Source organism: Tateyamaria sp. ANG-S1, from assembly GCF_000814025.1.
Taxonomy (GTDB): domain Bacteria; phylum Pseudomonadota; class Alphaproteobacteria; order Rhodobacterales; family Rhodobacteraceae; genus Tateyamaria.
Genome location: NZ_JWLL01000001.1, coordinates 118,768 through 137,033, shown reverse-complemented (window position 1 = coordinate 137,033; position 18,266 = coordinate 118,768). Strand labels below are relative to the sequence as shown.

Annotated in this window: 25 protein-coding genes; 11 read left to right on the top strand and 14 right to left on the bottom strand. The window is 61.8% G+C overall.

All coding sequences use genetic code 11. The annotated features are described in order from the left end of the window. Positions 1–47 precede the first annotated feature (47 nt). Together RA29_RS21695 and RA29_RS00740 are read left to right on the top strand one after the other, a co-directional pair. Positions 48–788: an OmpA family protein gene (locus RA29_RS21695; protein ID WP_193743431.1), complete on the top strand. Its 741-nt coding sequence runs from the start codon at positions 48–50 to the stop codon at positions 786–788. Then, on the top strand, positions 785–1,015 hold the full coding sequence (locus tag RA29_RS00740; protein WP_039681972.1) for a hypothetical protein: 231 nt from the start codon (positions 785–787) through the stop codon (positions 1,013–1,015). The genes RA29_RS21695 and RA29_RS00740 overlap by 4 nt, the downstream gene beginning before the upstream one ends. 4 nt (positions 1,016–1,019) lie before the next feature. Here the strand turns inward: RA29_RS00740 and RA29_RS00735 are convergent, their stop codons facing one another. From RA29_RS00735 to pyk, 5 genes are all read right to left on the bottom strand, one after another. Next, complete coding sequence (locus tag RA29_RS00735) at positions 1,020–1,457, bottom strand: BLUF domain-containing protein (protein ID WP_082029387.1); 438 nt, start codon at positions 1,455–1,457, stop codon at positions 1,020–1,022. A 145-nt stretch (positions 1,458–1,602) separates the two neighbouring features. Then, positions 1,603–1,968 (bottom strand): 50S ribosomal protein L20, encoded by a 366-nt coding sequence (rplT, locus tag RA29_RS00730; protein WP_039681970.1) that lies wholly within the window; start codon positions 1,966–1,968, stop codon positions 1,603–1,605. A 17-nt stretch (positions 1,969–1,985) separates the two neighbouring features. Continuing rightward, on the bottom strand, positions 1,986–2,186 hold the full coding sequence (rpmI, locus tag RA29_RS00725) for a 50S ribosomal protein L35 (protein ID WP_039682336.1): 201 nt from the start codon (positions 2,184–2,186) through the stop codon (positions 1,986–1,988). Between the two features lie 142 nt (positions 2,187–2,328). Beyond that, entirely contained in the window at positions 2,329–2,550 is a 222-nt protein-coding gene (locus RA29_RS00720; protein ID WP_039681968.1) for a hypothetical protein, read from the bottom strand. A 29-nt stretch (positions 2,551–2,579) separates the two neighbouring features. After that, positions 2,580–4,025 carry a pyruvate kinase gene (pyk, locus tag RA29_RS00715; protein ID WP_039681966.1) on the bottom strand — a complete coding sequence of 482 codons (1,446 nt, stop codon included), beginning with the start codon at positions 4,023–4,025 and terminating at the stop codon, positions 2,580–2,582. A gap of 100 nt (positions 4,026–4,125) precedes the next feature. Between pyk and RA29_RS00710 the strand changes: the two genes are divergently transcribed. From RA29_RS00710 to RA29_RS00700, 3 genes are all read left to right on the top strand, one after another. Continuing rightward, positions 4,126–4,863, top strand: a complete 738-nt coding sequence (locus tag RA29_RS00710) for an N-formylglutamate amidohydrolase (protein ID WP_039682334.1) — start codon at positions 4,126–4,128, stop codon at positions 4,861–4,863. Positions 4,864–4,942: 79 nt separating this feature from the next. After that, entirely contained in the window at positions 4,943–5,257 is a 315-nt protein-coding gene (locus RA29_RS00705) for a DUF1244 domain-containing protein (protein WP_039681964.1), read from the top strand. Beyond that, positions 5,254–5,844 (top strand): OsmC family protein, encoded by a 591-nt coding sequence (locus RA29_RS00700; protein ID WP_039681963.1) that lies wholly within the window; start codon positions 5,254–5,256, stop codon positions 5,842–5,844. The genes RA29_RS00705 and RA29_RS00700 overlap by 4 nt, the downstream gene beginning before the upstream one ends. A 34-nt stretch (positions 5,845–5,878) precedes the next feature. Here RA29_RS00700 and RA29_RS00695 read toward each other — a convergent pair whose 3' ends face one another. The 5 genes from RA29_RS00695 to dgcN form a co-directional block, all read right to left on the bottom strand. Continuing rightward, the gene (locus RA29_RS00695; RefSeq protein WP_039681960.1) at positions 5,879–6,163 is read right to left on the bottom strand and encodes a hypothetical protein; all 285 of its coding nucleotides are present in this window, start codon (positions 6,161–6,163) and stop codon (positions 5,879–5,881) included. Beyond that, positions 6,163–7,056: an SPFH domain-containing protein gene (locus RA29_RS00690; RefSeq protein WP_039681958.1), complete on the bottom strand. Its 894-nt coding sequence runs from the start codon at positions 7,054–7,056 to the stop codon at positions 6,163–6,165. Before RA29_RS00690 ends, RA29_RS00695 begins: the two co-directional genes overlap by 1 nt. A gap of 100 nt (positions 7,057–7,156) precedes the next feature. After that, a complete protein-coding gene (locus RA29_RS00685) occupies positions 7,157–8,020 on the bottom strand; it encodes a D-amino-acid transaminase (RefSeq protein WP_039681956.1) in 864 nt (287 codons plus the stop codon). 97 nt (positions 8,021–8,117) lie between these two features. After that, a complete protein-coding gene (dgcA, locus tag RA29_RS00680; RefSeq protein ID WP_039681954.1) occupies positions 8,118–9,083 on the bottom strand; it encodes an N-acetyl-D-Glu racemase DgcA in 966 nt (321 codons plus the stop codon). Between the two features lie 64 nt (positions 9,084–9,147). Next, positions 9,148–10,146 (bottom strand): N-acetyltransferase DgcN, encoded by a 999-nt coding sequence (gene dgcN, locus RA29_RS00675; RefSeq protein ID WP_039681952.1) that lies wholly within the window; start codon positions 10,144–10,146, stop codon positions 9,148–9,150. 256 nt (positions 10,147–10,402) lie between these two features. Here dgcN and RA29_RS00670 point away from each other — a divergent pair, with 256 nt between their 5' ends. Beyond that, positions 10,403–11,362 carry an L-malyl-CoA/beta-methylmalyl-CoA lyase gene (locus tag RA29_RS00670; RefSeq protein ID WP_039681950.1) on the top strand — a complete coding sequence of 320 codons (960 nt, stop codon included), beginning with the start codon at positions 10,403–10,405 and terminating at the stop codon, positions 11,360–11,362. Between the two features lie 113 nt (positions 11,363–11,475). Beyond that, positions 11,476–11,877, top strand: coding sequence for a VOC family protein (locus RA29_RS00665; protein ID WP_039681948.1), 402 nt, complete (start codon positions 11,476–11,478; stop codon positions 11,875–11,877). A gap of 125 nt (positions 11,878–12,002) precedes the next feature. Here the strand turns inward: RA29_RS00665 and RA29_RS00660 are convergent, their stop codons facing one another. After that, the gene (locus RA29_RS00660) at positions 12,003–12,479 is read right to left on the bottom strand and encodes a lytic transglycosylase domain-containing protein (protein WP_039681946.1); all 477 of its coding nucleotides are present in this window, start codon (positions 12,477–12,479) and stop codon (positions 12,003–12,005) included. Positions 12,480–12,589: 110 nt separating this feature from the next. Here RA29_RS00660 and RA29_RS00655 point away from each other — a divergent pair, with 110 nt between their 5' ends. Then, positions 12,590–13,057 (top strand): DUF302 domain-containing protein, encoded by a 468-nt coding sequence (locus RA29_RS00655; protein ID WP_039681944.1) that lies wholly within the window; start codon positions 12,590–12,592, stop codon positions 13,055–13,057. Positions 13,058–13,156: 99 nt separating this feature from the next. After that, complete coding sequence (locus tag RA29_RS00650) at positions 13,157–14,350, top strand: LytS/YhcK type 5TM receptor domain-containing protein (protein ID WP_039681942.1); 1,194 nt, start codon at positions 13,157–13,159, stop codon at positions 14,348–14,350. Here the strand turns inward: RA29_RS00650 and RA29_RS00645 are convergent. Next, a complete protein-coding gene (locus RA29_RS00645; RefSeq protein ID WP_039681940.1) occupies positions 14,347–14,799 on the bottom strand; it encodes an Lrp/AsnC family transcriptional regulator in 453 nt (150 codons plus the stop codon). The genes RA29_RS00650 and RA29_RS00645 overlap by 4 nt on opposite strands. Before the next feature lie 72 nt (positions 14,800–14,871). On the opposite strand from RA29_RS00645, the gene RA29_RS00640 reads away from it, so the two are divergent. Together RA29_RS00640 and RA29_RS00635 are read left to right on the top strand one after the other, a co-directional pair. Further along, positions 14,872–15,465 (top strand): LysE family translocator, encoded by a 594-nt coding sequence (locus RA29_RS00640; protein ID WP_039681938.1) that lies wholly within the window; start codon positions 14,872–14,874, stop codon positions 15,463–15,465. Between the two features lie 59 nt (positions 15,466–15,524). After that, positions 15,525–16,487 (top strand): acetyl-CoA carboxylase carboxyltransferase subunit alpha, encoded by a 963-nt coding sequence (locus tag RA29_RS00635; RefSeq protein WP_039681936.1) that lies wholly within the window; start codon positions 15,525–15,527, stop codon positions 16,485–16,487. On the opposite strand, the gene RA29_RS00630 is transcribed toward RA29_RS00635, so the two are convergent. Together RA29_RS00630 and RA29_RS00625 are read right to left on the bottom strand one after the other, a co-directional pair. Beyond that, complete coding sequence (locus RA29_RS00630; RefSeq protein ID WP_039681934.1) at positions 16,488–17,546, bottom strand: PAS domain-containing sensor histidine kinase; 1,059 nt, start codon at positions 17,544–17,546, stop codon at positions 16,488–16,490. 69 nt (positions 17,547–17,615) lie between these two features. Continuing rightward, positions 17,616–18,266, bottom strand: coding sequence for a GntR family transcriptional regulator (locus tag RA29_RS00625; protein ID WP_039681932.1), 651 nt, complete (start codon positions 18,264–18,266; stop codon positions 17,616–17,618).

Here is an 18,266-nt window from a genome sequence, read left to right as displayed (position 1 = left end):
TTATCTGGGGGACGGACGAGATGCGGGGCAAGGCAAGACAACGCGAAATGCGCGCGTTACGGGCGGCTGGGCTCACCCTAGCTGGGGCTGAGCGTCTGACGCAAACGCGCGGCGGCTCAACGCTGGCACTGTCTGTTCTGGGCGGGCTGGGCATTGTCGTTCTGGCGGGCGTTGGCGTCCTGAGCATGAACCTTCCCGCACCCGAGACGGACACGGTTGGCTCTGAACTCACGGCTGCACCGATGGTCGTTGCGGCTGACGAACCGGTCGAAGACACTGCCGACGCAACAGACGTCGCAGCATTGGATGTGGTCGCGACCACCTCAACGGACAGCGCGACAGACCTGCCGTGGTTGACCGCGCTGGAAGACACACCAGCACCGGTGGACGTGGTTGCGGCCCCGGTCGAGATCGAACAGGACTGTGTGGTGCAGCTGGCGGCCGATGTCTCGGGCGTGCTCATGCAGTTCGATGCGGGCAGCGCGCAAGTGCCACCGCCAAGCTATGATCACCTGTTCAAGATCGGCACACAGGTCAATGCCTGCCCGCAAGCGCGCGTTTTGGTTGCAGGGCACTCTGACAGTTCGGGATCGGACCTTGCCAACCTTCAGCTCAGCTGGACCCGCGCGGAAAACACGGTCGATGTGCTGTCTGCCTTGGGCATCGACACGAGGCAGTTCGAAACGGTTGGGTTCGGGTCGCGGGCACCGCTTCAGCAAGGCAGCGATGGCGACGACGGTATCAACCGGCGCGTTGAATTGCGTGTGTCGAAAGGGGAAACTGAATGATGGCGACCATTGCGCTTCAATTTGGGGTCGCATTTGCCCTCATGGCTGTAGCCGCAGTGATCGGGTATTTGCTGTCTCGCCAAAAGTATCGGAACGAAAGTGCGGCGCATATTGCAATGCTGTCGGGAGAAACGGCCAAGTGGCGCCGCCGCGCCAATGCAGCCGAGGATCGTGCTCGCAGTGCCGAAAACGCACTGGTGCGCGAGCGCCGGAAAGCCCGGCGCTGATCCCCTAGCTTCGGTCGACGGAAAACCGCGGGGAGAGTTCCACCGACAGATCCTGCAGCACATCAAGCAGGCTATCGACGTTCACTGTCTCGGGGTTGATCTCGTCCGTTGAGAAGTAGCGCAAGTAGATGCTTTGCGCCCTGTCATCCATGCCCTGATGCAGACCCATGGACCAGGTGGGGAAGATACGCTCGCGGGCGTCAGCACACGACAACAGGATGATATTGCTGTGGCGCGGATCGCGTGAAATTCGGTGATAGAGCGCCGATACCTCGACCCGCCCGCCTTCGATCACCTGCAGGAAATGGTCACCATTGTAGTGCAGCATCCCGGTCAGGTTCATACGCTTGTTATTGCGCTGACAGGTTTCAATCAGGTCCTGTGAATCGAGGCTCTCTGATGGGTTTCTTTGGGAGTAATACACCAGCCGAGTCAAATTCATACCGTTACCTCATCAATCCTACATTTAGTATGGTGAACCGCCCTCACCACAGGATCAAGCAAAAACAAGGGGGATTGATGGGTAAAAAGGCAATAAAAAAGCCGCCTCCGTATGGGGCGGCTTTTTCGTCAACTTGGGGTAGGTATCAGGCGTTCAGTTTCGCCTTGGCCTGGTCCACGATCGCGGCAAATGCCTCCGGCTCGTTCACAGCCAGGTCGGCCAGAACCTTGCGGTCCACTTCGATGCCGGCCAGGTTCAGACCGTTGATGAAGCGGCTGTAGGTCAGCGCTTCGTCATGGGCGCGGACAGCTGCGTTGATACGCTGGATCCACAGGGCGCGGAAGTTGCGCTTGCGGTTATGACGGTCACGGGTTGCGTACTGGTTGGCCTTGTCGACGGCCTGGCGTGCGACTTTAAAGGTGCTTTTGCGGCGGCCATAGTAACCTTTGGCGGCCTTGATGACCTTCTTGTGACGGGCGTGGGTGACGGTTCCACCTTTGGTGCGGGACATCTCTCTGCTCCTTCTTCTTAGCGGTCGTAGGGCATGTAGCCCTTGACGATTTTCGCGTCGGGGGCAGACAGGGTCGTGGTGCCACGGGCGTCACGAATGAACTTGCGGGTGCGCTTGATCATGCCGTGGCGCTTACCGGCCTGACCTGCCATCACCTTGCCGGTGGCGGTCACCTTGAAGCGCTTCTTGGCGCTCGATTTCGTCTTCATCTTGGGCATTTCCGTCTCCATCGTTTGAGTGCGGTAGATGCGCGACTCGGCATGCCACTTGGGCCGGACGCGCGGAACGAAGCTGGCGTATACGAGCAGACGGGACATATGGCAAGTGGAATTCCGCCCGGTCCGGGCGGCCTTCATACCATCAGATAAAGCTGGCAATCACCCGGACAAAAACGTCCGGGATTTCCTGCAGGGTATACCCACCGGGCTGCGTCTGAAGGGCCAAGACAATCAGCCCACCCGCAATCAAAACGGTGATGGCAGATGCCCGCGGTGCCCGGCGGTCCGAAATCGCGGACAGCACGGACGGGATTGAGAATCCGGCGATCAGAATGCCAAGAACCAGATAGTAGTCGGGGCTCATGTCGTAACCTTGCCTGTCGTAAAGGCAGGCTACTCCGGATCGGTTGCGTAAATCAAACGTTCATCGCAAGGGGCCACGCGCAGGATGTTGGTGGTGCCCGTGACGTTGAAGGGCACGCCGGCTGTCACCACGATCTGGTCTTCCGCTCCGGCGAAGCCGCCATCACGTGCCGTACGGGCGGCACCGACCACAGCTTCTTTGAACCGTTCCATCGTCGGGGTGATATAGCAATTGCACCCCCAGCTCAGCGCCATGCGCCGCGCCGTGCGCGCCAACGGGGTGAGCGCGATGATCGGCACACGCGGCCGCTCGCGCGCAACCAGCAGGGCCGTCGTCCCGCTTTGGGTAAAGCAGCAGATCGCCTTGATGTCGGTTGTCTCCGCAATCTCGCGCGCAGCGGCCACAATACCGTCGGCGACAGAGGCGCGGTTCGCGCTCCGGCTGGATTCGATGATCTGAGTATAGGTCGGGTCCTGTTCGACCTCGGCGGCGACACGGTCCATGGTCGTGACAGCTTCGATCGGATAGCTGCCCGCGGCGCTCTCGGCGCTCAACATCACGGCATCGGCGCCTTCGTAGATGGCTGTGGCCACATCGCTCACTTCGGCGCGGGTTGGCATCGGGCTTTCGATCATGCTTTCCAGCATCTGGGTCGCCACGATCACGGGCTTGCCAGCGTGGCGGCACTTGCGCACCAAACGTTTCTGGATCGGCGGCACGTTCTGCACCGGCAGCTCGACGCCCAGATCGCCACGGGCCACCATGATCCCATCACTGACCTGCAGGATGTGATCAAAGCGTTCCACCGAATTTGGCTTTTCAATCTTGGACAGCACAGCGGCGCGGCCCTTGATCATGGCCTTGGCCTCTTCCACATCAGCCGCACGCTGCACAAAGCTCAGCGCGATCCAATCCACGCCCAACTCTGCCACGAAGGTCAGGTCCGACTTGTCCTTTTCCGACAGCGCAGCCAAGGGCAGCTCGACATCCGGCACATTCACGCCCTTGCGGTTGGAAATCACGCCACCCGCAATGACAATGCAATCGGCAAAATCGGGACCGCAGGCCTCGACCTTCAGGCGGATCTTGCCATCGTTGACCAGCAGCGTCTTGCCCACTTCCAGCGCCTGGAAAATCTCGGGATGCGGCAGGCAGACACGGCTGCTGTCGCCCTCTTTCTCGTTCAGGTCCAGACGGAACTTCGCCCCCTCGTCCAGCACCTCGCTGTCGCCCGCAAAGACACCCACACGCAGCTTCGGCCCCTGCAGGTCGGCCAGAATGGCAATGGCAGATCCGGTGTCTTCCTCGACCTTGCGGATGATCGCGTGCTTTTCGGCGATCTCCTCGTGGCTGCCATGGGACATGTTCAGCCGGAACACATCCGCGCCCGCCTCGTGCAGCGCGCGGATGGTGTCGTAGGTGTCCGAGGCAGGCCCCAAAGTGGCCACGATCTTTACATTGCGCAGGCGTCGCATGGTCTTGCCTTTCCTCTGATACCGCTAACAGCGCTCTTATTGCCCAATTCACATCCCGAGGCAACTGACCTAAACCTGCAATACAATGCGTGACGATCAAATGACACAGACACCGTTTTCCATTGATGGTGCAGAACGCGGCGGGGCATGGGTCATCACCTGTGATCACGCCACCAATATCGTGCCAAATCACGTGAACGGCGGTACCCTCGGCCTGCCCGAGGCAGAGATGCAGCGCCACATCGCCATCGACATTGGCGCACTCGGCGTGGCCCGCGCATTGGGCGAGGCATTGAACGCGCCCGTGGTCAGCGCCAACTTCTCGCGCCTCGTCATCGACCCCAACCGAGGGGCCGATGATCCAACGTTGGTGCCACAGCTTTATGACGGCACGATCATCCCCGGCAACCGTCCCCTCACCGGGGTCGAGCGCCAGCGCCGCATCGACACGCTTTACGACCCCTACCACGACGCTATCGCGCGCACGTCGGGCACCCGCGACATCACCTTCCTCGCGGTTCACAGCTTCACACCACAACTCGTGGGCCGCCCCCGCCGCCCCTGGGAAATCGGCGTGCTTTCGGCGCGCGACCGGCGCATCGCCGACCCGCTGATCGCCAGCCTTTCGGGCGCGCTCACCTCACCCGTCGGCGACAACGCCCCCTATGCGGGCTTCTTCCCCGGCGACGCGATGAGCCAGCACGCCCATATCCCAGGCCGCCCCAATGTCATCCTGGAAATCCGCCAGGACCTGATCGCCAAGGCTGAAGACCAACGCCTCTGGGCCAACCTCCTGGCCCACCACCTTGAAGCCGCCCGCGAACAGGCCAATCTCTAACCGCATCTTCTTCTGACCAAAAATACCACGGGGTCCGGGGCAGCGCCCCGGTCCAACCCCAACAAAAAGGACCACACATATGGACGACCAAACCCGCATCGAACTGGAAGCCGCCGCCTTCCGCCGCCTCCGCCAGCACCTGATGGAAGACCGCACAGACGTCCAGAACATCGACATGATGAACCTGACGGGCTTCTGCCGAAACTGCCTGTCCCGCTGGTATCAGGAAGCTGCAGCCGAAAAGGGGATAGAAATCTCCAAGGACGACGCCCGCGAAACCTTTTACGGCATGACGATGGCCGAGTGGAAAGCCAACTACCAGACCGAGGCCTCCGACGCGCAAAAGGCCGAGTTCAAGGACGCCTTCGCCCAAAATGTCGGAGACAAGGGATGAGCTACCGCGTCGGTGCCCGCGCAACAGACGCTCCGACCCCAACGGCCTTCACCCCAGACCCGTTCAAACGGGCCAAGGCGCCCGATCCGTTGCAATTCGAGGTCAACCTCGTCGCCGAAGCGGGCACCAAACAGCACAAGACCGGCTCGGTGTCGGTCAACATCCCCGGCTTCTCGCCCCTCACGCTCTATTGCGATGAACAGCCGCCCGTGGGCGAGGATCAGGCCCCACCGCCGCTCGCCTATTTCTGCGCGGGCATCGGGTTCTGCCTGATGACCCACCTCACCGACATTTACACCGCCCGCAAGATCGAGATCACGTCGCTGAAGCTGGAACAACGGGTGCGCTTTGCTACGAACCTCGGCCACATGCGCGACTTCGGCCATACGACGGATGGCAAAACCGAACTGGTCGAAACCCATGTGCTGATCGAAAGCCCCGAACCGCGCGACCGGATCGAGGCGCTGCTGGCCGAGGCCGAGGGCGCCTGCATGGCCCACTTCGCCCTGCGCAACCCGATCCCATGGACCACGCGGCTGGTGCATAACGGGGATGAACTGCTCAGCCACGCAGGCAACGGGGCCTGAAATCGTAAGGCGGAGGTGTCCTCCGCCCTAACCCTCACTCATTGATGTCACGCTCGACAATGCGCACCTGCCCCCGGCGCACACCGATCACGCTGCGCAATCCAACAGCGGCGGCCACGGATGATACGGCAAAGAGCAACAGTAGCGCAGGCAACCCGGCCCCGATCCAGCCCAGCGCGCCAAAGCCCAGCGCGACGCCAACCACAACCGCCCCGACCGCCATGCCCAGAAAGACAAAGGCAGGTACGAACACTTCAATGAAGGCAAAGATCAGGGCGGCCACGATCCACGCCCACCAGATGCTCCACAAGGCTGTCATTACGATTTCCTCCCTTTCAACATGCCAAAGGCCTCACCAAAGGCATCCATCGCACTCGACGGCAGAACGATCGTCTGCTGCCCGGCACCGGATGCAATGGTCGACACGGCATCAACCTGCTTGAGCGCCACCTGATACTGCGCGGCCTCAATCCCGTGGGATGCAATCGCCTCAGCCACCACTTGGGTTGCATAGGCTTCGGCCTCCGCCTCAACCCGGCGCGCCTTCGCCGCTTGCTCAGCGGCATACAACTCCGCATCCGCATTCAGCTCCATGGCGCGCTTGTTGCCTTCGGCCTCGGTCACGGCAGCACGGCGCGCACGTTCCGCATTCAACTGCTGCAACATCGCATCGCGCGTCGCCTTGTCGAGGTTCACGTCCAGGATCTCGGCCCGCGTCACCTCAATGCCCCAGTCGTTCACAGCCTCTTCCACCAGGTGCTTGATCTGGTCGATCAACTGCGACCGGTTCGACTGCACCTCGTCCAGTTCCATCTTACCGATCTCGGCCCGCACAATACCGGCGACCGTGGTCTGCACGGCGCCATCCACGTCGCGGATACGATACACCGTCCGCTCAGGCTCGGTCACGCGGTAAAAGATGCTGGTTTCCACCTGCACCAGCACGTTGTCCGACGTGATCGCGTCCTGGTTCGCATTGGGCAACTGCCGCTCCAGCACCGACACCTTGTGGCGCACCACGTCCAGAAACGGCACGATGAAGTTGATGCCCGGGCCAAGAACCGAATGCAGGCGGCCAAAGCGTTCGACCACGAACTTGTCCGCCTGCGGCACGATCCGCACGCCCAGAAACAGACAGACCAGCAGGAAAATCGCAGCCAGAATCAGGATCAGATTCTCGCTCAAAAGGCTCAGGATGATCTCTTCATTCATTTAATTTATCCCTCGATGTTAATATAGTTCACATTCTCAAATGGGAATAAAAAGCCCGCTTTTCAAGGGATAATCGAAAAGCGGGCCTGAAACCGGGGAGTTAGATGGCGGCCTTGCGGCTCTCATCCAGATAGATTTCGCGCAGGCGCGGGGCCACGCGACCGGGCACGCCTTCACCCAGTTTCTCGCCGTCAATCTCGACCACCGGCATCACGAAAGTCGAGGCCGAGGTGATGAACGCCTCATCCGCCTCACGCGCCTCTTCGATGGTGAAATTGCGCTCTTCCACTTCCATCTGCGCTTCCTTCGCGAACCGCAGAACCGCAGCACGAGTGATCCCGTGCAGAATGTCGTTCGACCGGGCGCGCGTGATGATCTTGTTGCCCTTCACGATATAGGCGTTGTTCGACGTGCCTTCGGTCACGAACCCGTCCTGGATCATCCAGGCGTCATCGGCCCCCGCCTTCTTGGCCATCATCTTGCCCATGGATGGATACAGCAGCTGCACTGTCTTGATGTCGCGCCGACCCCAGCGGATGTCGTCGATGCTGATGACCTTCATCCCCTTCTTGGCCGCCGGATTGTCGGCGAGCCCCGGCTTGTTCTGAGTAAACAGCACAATGGTAGGTTCGGTCGTCTCCGGATCAGGGAAGACAAAGTCGCGATCATCGGGCGCGCCCCGCGTGATCTGAAGATAGATCATGCCCTCTTCGATCCCGTTCAGACGCACCAACTCCCGATGCACCTCCAGCAGATCTTCTTTCGAGATCGGCGACTGCATCTCCAACTCGTCCAGCGAACGCTGCAAGCGCACGGCATGGCCATCAAAGTCGATCAGCTTGCCGTCCAGCACCGATGTCACCTCATAAACCCCGTCGGCCATCAGGAACCCCCGGTCAAAGATCGACACCTTGGCCTCGGTCTCGGGCAGGTACTCTCCGTTTACATATACGGTCCGGGTCATGGGCTTGGCTCCTTCAGGCAGGTCTCGTGCGCGTGGCGTTATGTTACGATTTCAACGGGTGCAAGGGGCGCAGGCGCACTGTCGCACCCAAGCGGGATCATCCCCACAAGGCCGCCGTGGGCGGATGCACCCCGGCCTCATCAAAGATGAGCGGCGCCTGCCGATCCTCGGCCAACAGCAAAGGTCCATCCAGATCCGTCACAGCCACGCCTTGCGCCACCAGCGTCGCAGGCGCCATGGCAAGGGACGACCCAACCATGCAACCTACCATGATGTCATATCCCTCGGCCCGCGCCGCATCACGCAGGGCAAGCGCTTCGGTCAGCCCACCGGTCTTGTCGACTTTAATATTCACCATGTCATACTTGCCCTTCAGCGCAGGCAGGTCCGAACGGTCATGGCAAGACTCGTCGGCACACACAGGCACAGGCCGCTCGATCCCAATCAGGGCCTCATCATCACCCGCAGGAAGCGGCTGCTCCACCATCTGCACCCCCAGACGCACCAGATGCGGCGCCAGATCGGCATAAACTTCGGCAGACCAACCCTCGTTGGCATCAACAATGATGCGGGACTTGGGCGCCCCGGCGCGCACCGCCTCCAGCCGTGGCATATCATCCGGCGTGCCCAGCTTGATCTTGAGCAGTGGCCGATGCGCATGCTCCGCCGCCTGCGCCTGCATGGCCTCGGGCGTGTCCAACGACAGGGTATAGGCCGTGATCTCCGGCCCGGGTGCCGCCAAACCGGCCAACTCCCAGGCCCGCTTACCCGCTTGCTTCGCTTCCAGATCCCACAACGCACAATCGACAGCATTGCGGGCCGCACCAGCAGGCAGCAGGTCGTACAGCCCCTCGCGCGTCAGCTCCCCAGACAGCGCTTCGATCTCTGCCGTCACGCTATCCAAGGTTTCGTCATACCGGGCATAGGGTACACATTCCCCCCACCCGCTATGCACGCCATCGGACACGCGCACAGTCAACACATGCGCCTCGGTCCGCGACCCGCGCGAAATGGTAAAGGCCTGCTCCAGCCGAAACACGTCCTGCGTCACTTCAATGCGCATCGGTCCACCCTTCCCTGTTTCAAAAAATCCTCCCCGAAGGGCCGACCAGCCACGGGGCCGAAGGTCAGGATGTCAGCGCATCCACCAGCTTGCCAGCCCCAAAACGGAACGGGTCGGTGGTGGGCAGACCCATACGGTCCTCGATCTCCGCCAAACACGCCCGCGCGGCATCTTCATCCAACGCCTTGGTGTTGACCGACACACCTGCCACAAAGCAGCCCGGGTTCGCGACCTGCGCAATCGGCAGGGCCGTGTCGCGCAACTGCTCCAGCGTCGGCAACCCGTAATGCGGCAACCCGCGCATGTGTGTCCGGGTCGGCTCGTGACACAGAACCAGCGCATCCGGCTGGCCGCCGTGGATCAGCGCCATGGTCACACCGGAATAGGACACGTGGTACAGGCTCCCCTGCCCCTCGATATGATCCCAGTGATCGTCATCATTGTCGGGCGTCAGATACTCGACAGCCCCCGCCATGAAGTCCGCAATCACCGCATCCAGCGGCACGCCCTTGCCCGTGATCAGAATGCCCGTCTGCCCGGTCGCCCGGAAATCCGAATTCATGCCCCGCGCGCGCATCTCCGCATCCATCGACATGGCCGTATACATCTTGCCACAGGAACAATCGGTGCCAATGGCCAGCACCCGCTTGCCGCTGCGCTTCTTCCCGTTGGCGATGGGATAGGCGATGGTCGGCACCCGCACATCATGCAGCGTCCGCCCATTCACCTTGGCCGCCGCCTGCAACTCGTCCTCGTCGCGCAGCAGGTTGTGCAGCCCGGCGGCAAGATCGTAGCCCAGCTTCAGCGCCTCAACTAAAACCACCTTCCAGGCGTCCGAGATCACACCGCCCCGGTTTGCAACACCGATCACCAGCGTCTTGGCCCCAGCAGCAAGCCCTTCCTCAAGGGTCATGTCGGTCAGGCCCATATCGGCACCGCAACCCTCCAGCCGAATCTGGCCGACAGCATTCTCGGGACGCCAATCCTTGATCCCCTGCGCCACCTTGGCCGCCAGTTGGTCCGGCGCGTCACCCAAAAACAAAAGATACGGTGTTTGAATCATCTGACATCCCCTTGGTCCTTGCAGGGCAGTCTACGCAAGTGCGGCGCAAGCACATCGCGAAACACTTCCGAATTCACCCAATCTTCGAAGATTTGTGCGCCAATTCAGTATTTGTCGAATTTTTCGCACACGAGGATGACACCACCACAGAATCTTCACCCCATGCTGCACCTGCAAAATGACCCTTGCAGCCGCTAGCGCAATTTAATACCAGCCAAGACAGCCAAAACGAAATTATCTTACCAAAGGTCGCGCCATGTCATTCCGCCTACAACCGACGCCCCCTGCCCGCCCCAACCGCTGCCAGCTCTTCGGTCCGGGCTCGCGCCCCGCGATCTTCGAAAAAATGGCGGGCTCAGCCGCGGACGTCATCAACCTCGACCTCGAAGACAGCGTCGCCCCCTCCGACAAGGACAGCGCCCGCGCCAACGTGATCGAGGCCATCGGCAACATCGACTGGGGCACCAAGACACTCAGTGTCCGGATCAACGGTCTCGACACGCCCTACTGGTACCGCGACGTGGTGGACCTGCTGGAGCAAGCCAGCGACCGTCTCGACCAGATCATGATCCCCAAGGTCGGCTGCGCCGCAGACATCTACGCCGTTGACGCACTCGTCACCGCCATTGAGGCCGCCAAGGGGCGCAGCAAGAAAATCACCTTCGAGGTGATCATCGAATCCGCTGCTGGCATTGCCCATGTCGAAGAGATCGCCGCCGCCTCCCCCCGCCTTGCCGCCATGTCGCTGGGCGCTGCGGACTTCGCTGCCTCCATGGGCATGGCAACCACCGGCATCGGCGGCACGCAAGCCAACTACTACATGCTGCACGAGGGGCAAAAACACTGGTCCGATCCCTGGCACTGGGCGCAAGCAGCCATCGTTGCCGCCTGCCGCACCCACGGCGTCCTGCCGGTCGACGGCCCCTTCGGCGACTTCTCCGATGACGAAGGCTTCCGCGCCCAGGCCCTGCGCTCGGCCACACTCGGTATGGTCGGCAAATGGGCGATCCACCCCAAGCAGGTGGCACTCGCCAACGACGTCTTCACCCCGTCCGAGGAAGCCGTCACCGAAGCCCGCGAAATCCTCGCCGCCATGGAAGAGGCCAAGGCAAAGGGCGAAGGGGCAACAGTCTACAAAGGGCGCCTCGTCGACATCGCCTCGATCAAGCAGGCCGAAGTGATCGTGCGGCAGTCCGAGATGATCGCAAGCACCTGATTTACCACGCGCGCGCCGAAATTGGCGCGCGCATCTTCAATCCCTGACATACCGTAGCGCCCCACACCCAAAAGCCGTATTGCTAACACATATGGCATCCGGAGGCGCACAAAATGATCGGCTACACGATTGTCGGCACACAGGATCTGGCCAAGGCCAAGGCCTTCTACGATCCCCTCTTCACCCACATGAACCTGCCCCTGTGTTTCGAGGACGCGCAGGTCGCCTCATGGGGGGACAAGACCGACGAGACAGTCGCCCGCTTCTTCGTCTGCTATCCGTTCGACGATCAGCCCGCCACGGTGGGCAACGGCTCAATGACAGCGTTCCGGGTCAAAACAGCATCCGACGTCGACACGCTCTACACGCTCGCAATTGATGGCGGTGGGACGGACGAAGGCAAACCGGGCTTCCGGCCCGAAGCCTATGGCGACACGTTCTACGTGGCCTACGTTCGGGACTTGGACGGCAACAAACTCGCCTTCGCCTGCTATGACGGAAAGTCCAACCCATAGCGCAAAGCCCAAGGGGATGGCTCCCGACTCCGACAGCAAGCTGTCTCTGTCGGGTGACGCGCCGCGGTGCGGCGGCTGAGGTGGGGTGTCTTTGGCTCCAGCCAAAGCACGTCACCCAAACATCCCTAATCCGGCCAGACCTTACGACCGTCCACGCCAGTTTCCGCGATCAACCCCAACCGCTTGGCCTCAAAGTAATAGCCACGCGCATACCACATGACCGCCTCATCTATATCGCCACCTGACACAAGCCACGCGCCCCGCAAATAGCGCGTCGCGTATTTCAGGTTGGTCTCCGCATCGAGCAGATCATTGGGTTGCCCCCGAAACCCCATGCTGCGGGCGGTTGCGGGCAAGATCTGCATCAAGCCATAATAGGGCCCGTTCCGCGCCCATGGGCGGTGGGTGCTTTCGCGAATGACCACCCGCTGCACCAAGGCGACGGGTATGTCGTTCTCGGCCGCCGCCGCCTCGATCTGGGCACGCAGCTCGGGCGTCTCGTTGGGATAAAGCGGCACGGCCGACACAGGCGGCGCCTCGGGTTCGGGCGATGAACAGGCCGCCACTGCGACCAGCATCACAATCACAAGCAAGCGTTTCATGGCCTTTTCCCTACCCGTCCGTCCGGGCAAAATCCACGCACACAGACGTGATTGGGCAAGGCTCCGCCCACATGCTTCCCTGCGCCGGTATTCAATACCGGAGACCACCCATGCGCCTGCCCCTCGCCACGCTTGCCCTGATCGTGACCACAGCAGCGGCACAGGCCGAAATGGCCCCCCGCGACGGCTGGTCCGTGACACCAACCGACAAAAGCTATGATCAACTGATCGCCGACGTCAAAACAGCGGCCAAGGCCAACAAAATGGGCGTCGTGACCCAAGCCGGTCCCACAGGTGCCGCCAAGGCGCGTGGCATCACCATCCCCGGCAACCGGGTCATCGGCCTGTTCAACAACGCCTACGCGGTGGACATCCTGAACCTCTCGACCGCCGCGATGATCGAGGCACCCGTGCGGGTCTATGTGACGGAAAACACGGACGGAACCGCGACGCTCAGCTACAAGCTGCCGTCCACCGTCTTCGCCCCCTACGTGCCAGAGGCCGGTGCGAACCTCGCCACTCTGGCGGGGGAACTCGACACCATCTTTGCCGCCATCGCAGACGAGGCGACACAATAATCTATAAATTGTAATGATTTAGGACGAATCCAGATCCAGGCCTTCGGGCTTTCTTCAACACTTGGGCGATAGATAGCCCGGTGTGTGAAGGGAAATGGTATGGCATTCGTCGATGCAACGGTCCTTCTGGATTTCGTAAGCTCGCTCGCGGTCCTTGGGCTTCTCGTGTTGTGTTTCAGCGCGCTGGCACCCGCCCTGCGTCATGGATGGTACGTGGCACCCTGCCTTGGAGTGTTCTTTGCACTTGTCGTGGGTCTGCAAATGTCGATGCCACTCAGCCCGACGGGCGGCGTGATTGTGGACATGCGCAACGTACCGATTGCGCTCGCGGGCGCGTTTCTCGGGCTTCGGGGCCTTGTCGTCTGCCTGTGTCTCGCCATTGCCATGCGGGTGGGGATCGGCGGGGTCGGTATGCCCGCGGGTGTTCTGGGCATGTTGCTGGCCGGGGTCGTCGGGTACACATGGGCTGCAGTGCAGGACAGGCTACCACTTGGCGACGGCGGCAAACTATTCATGCTCGGGCTTGCAATGAACCTGCATATGACCTCCGCCTTCGCCGCCCCGCCGGACATTATGCGCTGGTACTTTGCCGAAGCCGCCCCGACGGTCTTCCTGCTCAACCTGCTCTGCGTGCCTGCCACCGGATGGCTGCTGCTGCGCGAACAGAAGCTGGTCGCGCGGGGATCTGAGGCATCCGGCGTCGATCCGGTGACGCGGCTCCTTTCGGTCAGCGCCTTCTCGCAAGAGGTTGCGCATTTTCACGGCTCCGACAGCGACAGAAGCGTCACGGGCGTGATCGCAGTGACGCTGAAATCCACCCGCTGGCTGACGCGGACATGGGGCGACCGCACGGTTGAACAGGCGCTCGGCGTCTTGCGGCTGCGGATTGGCGACGTACTGCGCGATCAACGGCCGCTCGGGATCGACCGCAAGGAACGCATCCTGATCCCCGTCACCGCGTCCGAGATGAACGACCTGCGCCCGCTGCGCACCGCTCTGCGCCGCTGCGCATCCGACACCCCCATGACGCTCGACGACCGGGTCAACGTTCCGCTCGCCGTGGTGATGGAAACCTACGCGCTGCAGCATCCCGCCCAACCGGCAGAAACCGCCCGCGAGGTCCATCGCGCAACAACCTCCCGCGCGCCGTCCACCGCACGTGTTGCGGCCAAAGGTTCAAACCGGTCGCATAGATCGGACGGCCCGGTGCCAAACGGGGTGAGCAAGGCGACATATCACCGTCTGTTTGATGAAACCGACGCGCAGATGCGCCGCGCGCTCAAGCGGGCCTAGGCGCGCTCGTCCTTGGGGGAGCCCAGCACGACATAGGTCGTGATGGCATTCACTTGCGGCAAGGCCCCCAGCATGTCCGTATGAAACGCCTTGTAGGCGATCAGATCAACGCATTCGATGCGCAGCAGATACTCGATGCTACCGGCAGTGTTGTGGCACTCCCGCACCTCGGGCGCACGCGAAATGGCACGCTCAAACGCTTCCTGGCTGGCCTTGGAATGATCGTTCAGCCCCACGGCGATATAGGCGACAAAGCCCACACCCAACCGGGTCCGGTCCACAACCGCGCGATACCCCGCGATCACGCCAGAGCGTTCAAGCTCCTGCACCCGCCGCAAACACGCCGACGGGGACAGGCCCACCCGGTCGGCAAGCTCCAGATTGCTGATCCGACCGTTCCGGCCAAGCTCATGCAATATTTGCTCGTTTATACGATCCAGTTTCGTCATTTATTGCGAAATCTAACCAAATGGACACGTTTCCGCAATTCAATGCGGCGCAAACTATCACATCTATTGCGCATGACACTCGACCTGATCCCAGCGCTTGCCGCCTTCGCCTTCGTCAGCTCCATCACACCGGGGCCGAACAACCTGATGCTCATGGCCTCGGGCGCGAATTTCGGCTTTCGGCGCACGATCCCGCATATGCTGGGGGTAGGGCTCGGCTTTGTCTTCATGGTGCTGCTGGTCGGCGCCGGGCTGGTGCAGGTCTTCGACGCCTATCCCATCAGCCACACGATCCTCAAAGTCGCGTCCGTCGGCTACCTGCTGTTTCTCGCCTACAAGATCGCAACCGCCGCGCCCGCGCGCGACAACGCAGATACAGGCACGCCAATGACCTTCCTGCACGCCGCCGCCTTCCAATGGGTCAACCCCAAGGCATGGACGATGGCCCTGACGGCGGTCACGGTCTACGCCCCCGACACAACGCTCTGGGCAATCGCAATCGTCGCGCTCGTCTTTGGCGCGATCAACCTGCCCTCCGTCAGCTCATGGACATTGCTGGGCCAGCAAATGGCGCGCATCCTGACCAATCCGGCGCGGCTGACCGCGTTCAACTGGACCATGGCCGCCCTGCTGGTGGCATCGCTCTATCCTGTCCTCTTTCCCTAACGTTGCAAATGCTGCATCCTGCGGCCATATAGCGGCAAAACCGCATCGGGAACGCAGGCGTGACGCAATATCTGGAATTCGAAAAACCCCTGGCCGAGATCGAAGGCAAGGCAGAAGAACTGCGCGCCCTCGCGCGCCAGAACGAGGATATGGACGTCACGGACGAGGCCGCAGCGCTTGATGCCAAGGCCACGCAACTTCTCCAAGACCTCTACGCCGACCTCACGCCCTGGCGGAAATGCCAGGTGGCCCGGCACCCCGACCGGCCCCATTGCACCGACTACATCAACGCGCTCTTTACCGAATACACCCCACTCGCCGGCGACAGGAACTTTGCCGATGACCACGCGGTCATGGGCGGGCTTGCGCGGTTCAACGACCGCCCCGTCATCGTCATCGGCCACGAAAAGGGCAACGACACCAAGTCGCGGATCGAACGCAATTTCGGCATGGCCCGACCCGAAGGGTACCGCAAGGCCATCCGCCTGATGGACATGGCCGACCGCTTCAACCTGCCTGTCATCACACTGGTCGACACCCCCGGGGCCTACCCCGGCAAAGGCGCCGAAGAACGCGGCCAGTCCGAGGCGATCGCGCGGTCCACCGAAAAATGCCTGCAAATCGGCGTGCCCCTGATCTCCGTCGTGATCGGCGAGGGCGGCTCGGGCGGCGCGGTCGCCTTTGCCACGGCGAACCGGGTCGCGATGCTCGAACACTCGGTCTATTCGGTCATCAGCCCCGAAGGCTGCGCCTCCATCCTCTGGAAAGACGCCGAAAAGATGCGCGAAGCGGCAGAGGCGCTGCGCCTGACCGCACAGGACCTCAAGCAACTGGGCGTCACCGACCGGATCATTCCCGAAACCGTGGGCGGGGCCCACCGCCACCGCGACGCAACCCTCACATCCGTAGGCAAGGCCATCGACGCGATGCTGTCGGAACTGGACAACAAAACGCGCGCGGATCTCGTAGCAGACCGCCGCCGCAAATTCCTGGACCTGGGCAGCTCCGGCCTCGCCGCCTGATCAGCCGACATGCACCAGCGCCTGGTCCGCATGCAGAATGCGGCCCGGCAACTCGACGCGAATGTCGGTCCCGGTGCCATCTGCAGGGTTGCCCAAGCGAATGGTGCCCCCCCGCGCCTTGACCAGCCGCGTCACGCCAACCAACCCATACCCATGATCAGAACTGTGCGCCTCAGCATCATCTGACGGGACCGCCTCGAACCCCCGGCCATGATCACGCACCGACAGGCACAGCCGCCGCGCATTGACCTGCGATACCGCGACATCGACACGTATCGCCCCGTCGCCCGCATGCTTGAAAGCGTTGTCTAGCAGGTTGCGCAATATGATCTGAACCGCAGTCAAATCCGCCTCGACAGTGATGCGTGGATAGGTCACTGAATGCTGACGCAAGGGATCAAGCAGCACAACGATGTCATCGCACACCGGTCCCAGATCAACAGTGTCAAAGGATGGCGGCGCAGACTTTGCCATGACATGCGACATCGTCTCGGCAATGATAGAGAGCGATTTGTCGGCCAAATCATCGATCATGTTGATCAACTCCAGCTTGCCATCGCCATGGTCCACGAAATCGGTCCGCATCAGATAGGCCAGCGACTTCAGATTGCTGATCGGACTGCGCAGATCATGTGCCGCAAGGCACACCAGATCTTCGATTTCACGGGTGGCCGCCGCCGTCATCGCCTCCTGCTGCTCAAGCGCACGTTCGGACGAAATGTCATGCGACGTCCCCACCATCCGCAAAAGCGATCCGTCTTCCGCATGTGACGCGACCAGGCTTGTGCGAAACCACATCATCGCGTCACCCATCGGCAGAGCCGTCTCAAACTCGGCATTCTGGCCGCTTTTCCACGCCTTCAACTGCTGGCGATACACGGCAAAGGCCGCGCGGCCGTCCAGCATCTCATGCACGGCCTTGCCAACAACATCTGACAGCTCAACGCCCAGCAGACGACAGCCAGCCATATTCATGAAGTCGAAAACCGGGCGATCATCCCGGTCAGCGACCAAAACGAACACGGGCGCGTCCACAAAATCGTAAATCGAGTAGTCCAAAGGTCTCGCACCACAGGGTCGTTGACAGTCACGACTATCTAACAGGCGGGCGCTACCAAACGCTTAAGGTCAGCTCGCCAACATCCGCAGGCCTTGGGTGACATCCGACCTGACCGCCAAACGCAAGCTCGGCTCGTCCCCCGCGCGCAGGGCCGCGATGATCAGCCGGTGGTAGCGCGGCGGTTCCGTCCGGCGCAGCCTGCCATACAGCGCGCGCATGGTCGGTCCCATCTGCAACCAGACCGTTTCTGCCATCGCCAGCATCGCCGGGGCCTGTGCCCGCAGGTAGAGCGTGCGGTGAAACTCCAGATTCGTCCGGATGTAACTAACCGCATCGCGGTGCGCGACGGCCTCGGCCACGGCACTGTTGATGGATTGCAGCCGTTCGATCAGGGCAAGGTGCGCGCGCGGCAAGGCGCGCGTCGCCAGCTCCACCTCGATCAGCGCGCGCAAGGCCGCCAACTCTTCGATCCGTTCGTTGGACAGTTCCGGCGTGGACACACGGCCCGATTGCGACAAGGTCAGCGCGCCCTCCGCCACCAGCCGCCGCACTGCCTCGCGCGCGGGGGTCATCGACACGTCATACTGCTTGCCAATCCCCCGCAGGGTCAGCGCTTGGCCGGGCGAAATGTCGCCATGCATGATCCGCGTCCGCAACCGGCGATAGACCCGGTCATGGGCGGCAGAGGCGGTGTCACGGATGCGGGGGGCCTGGCTCAT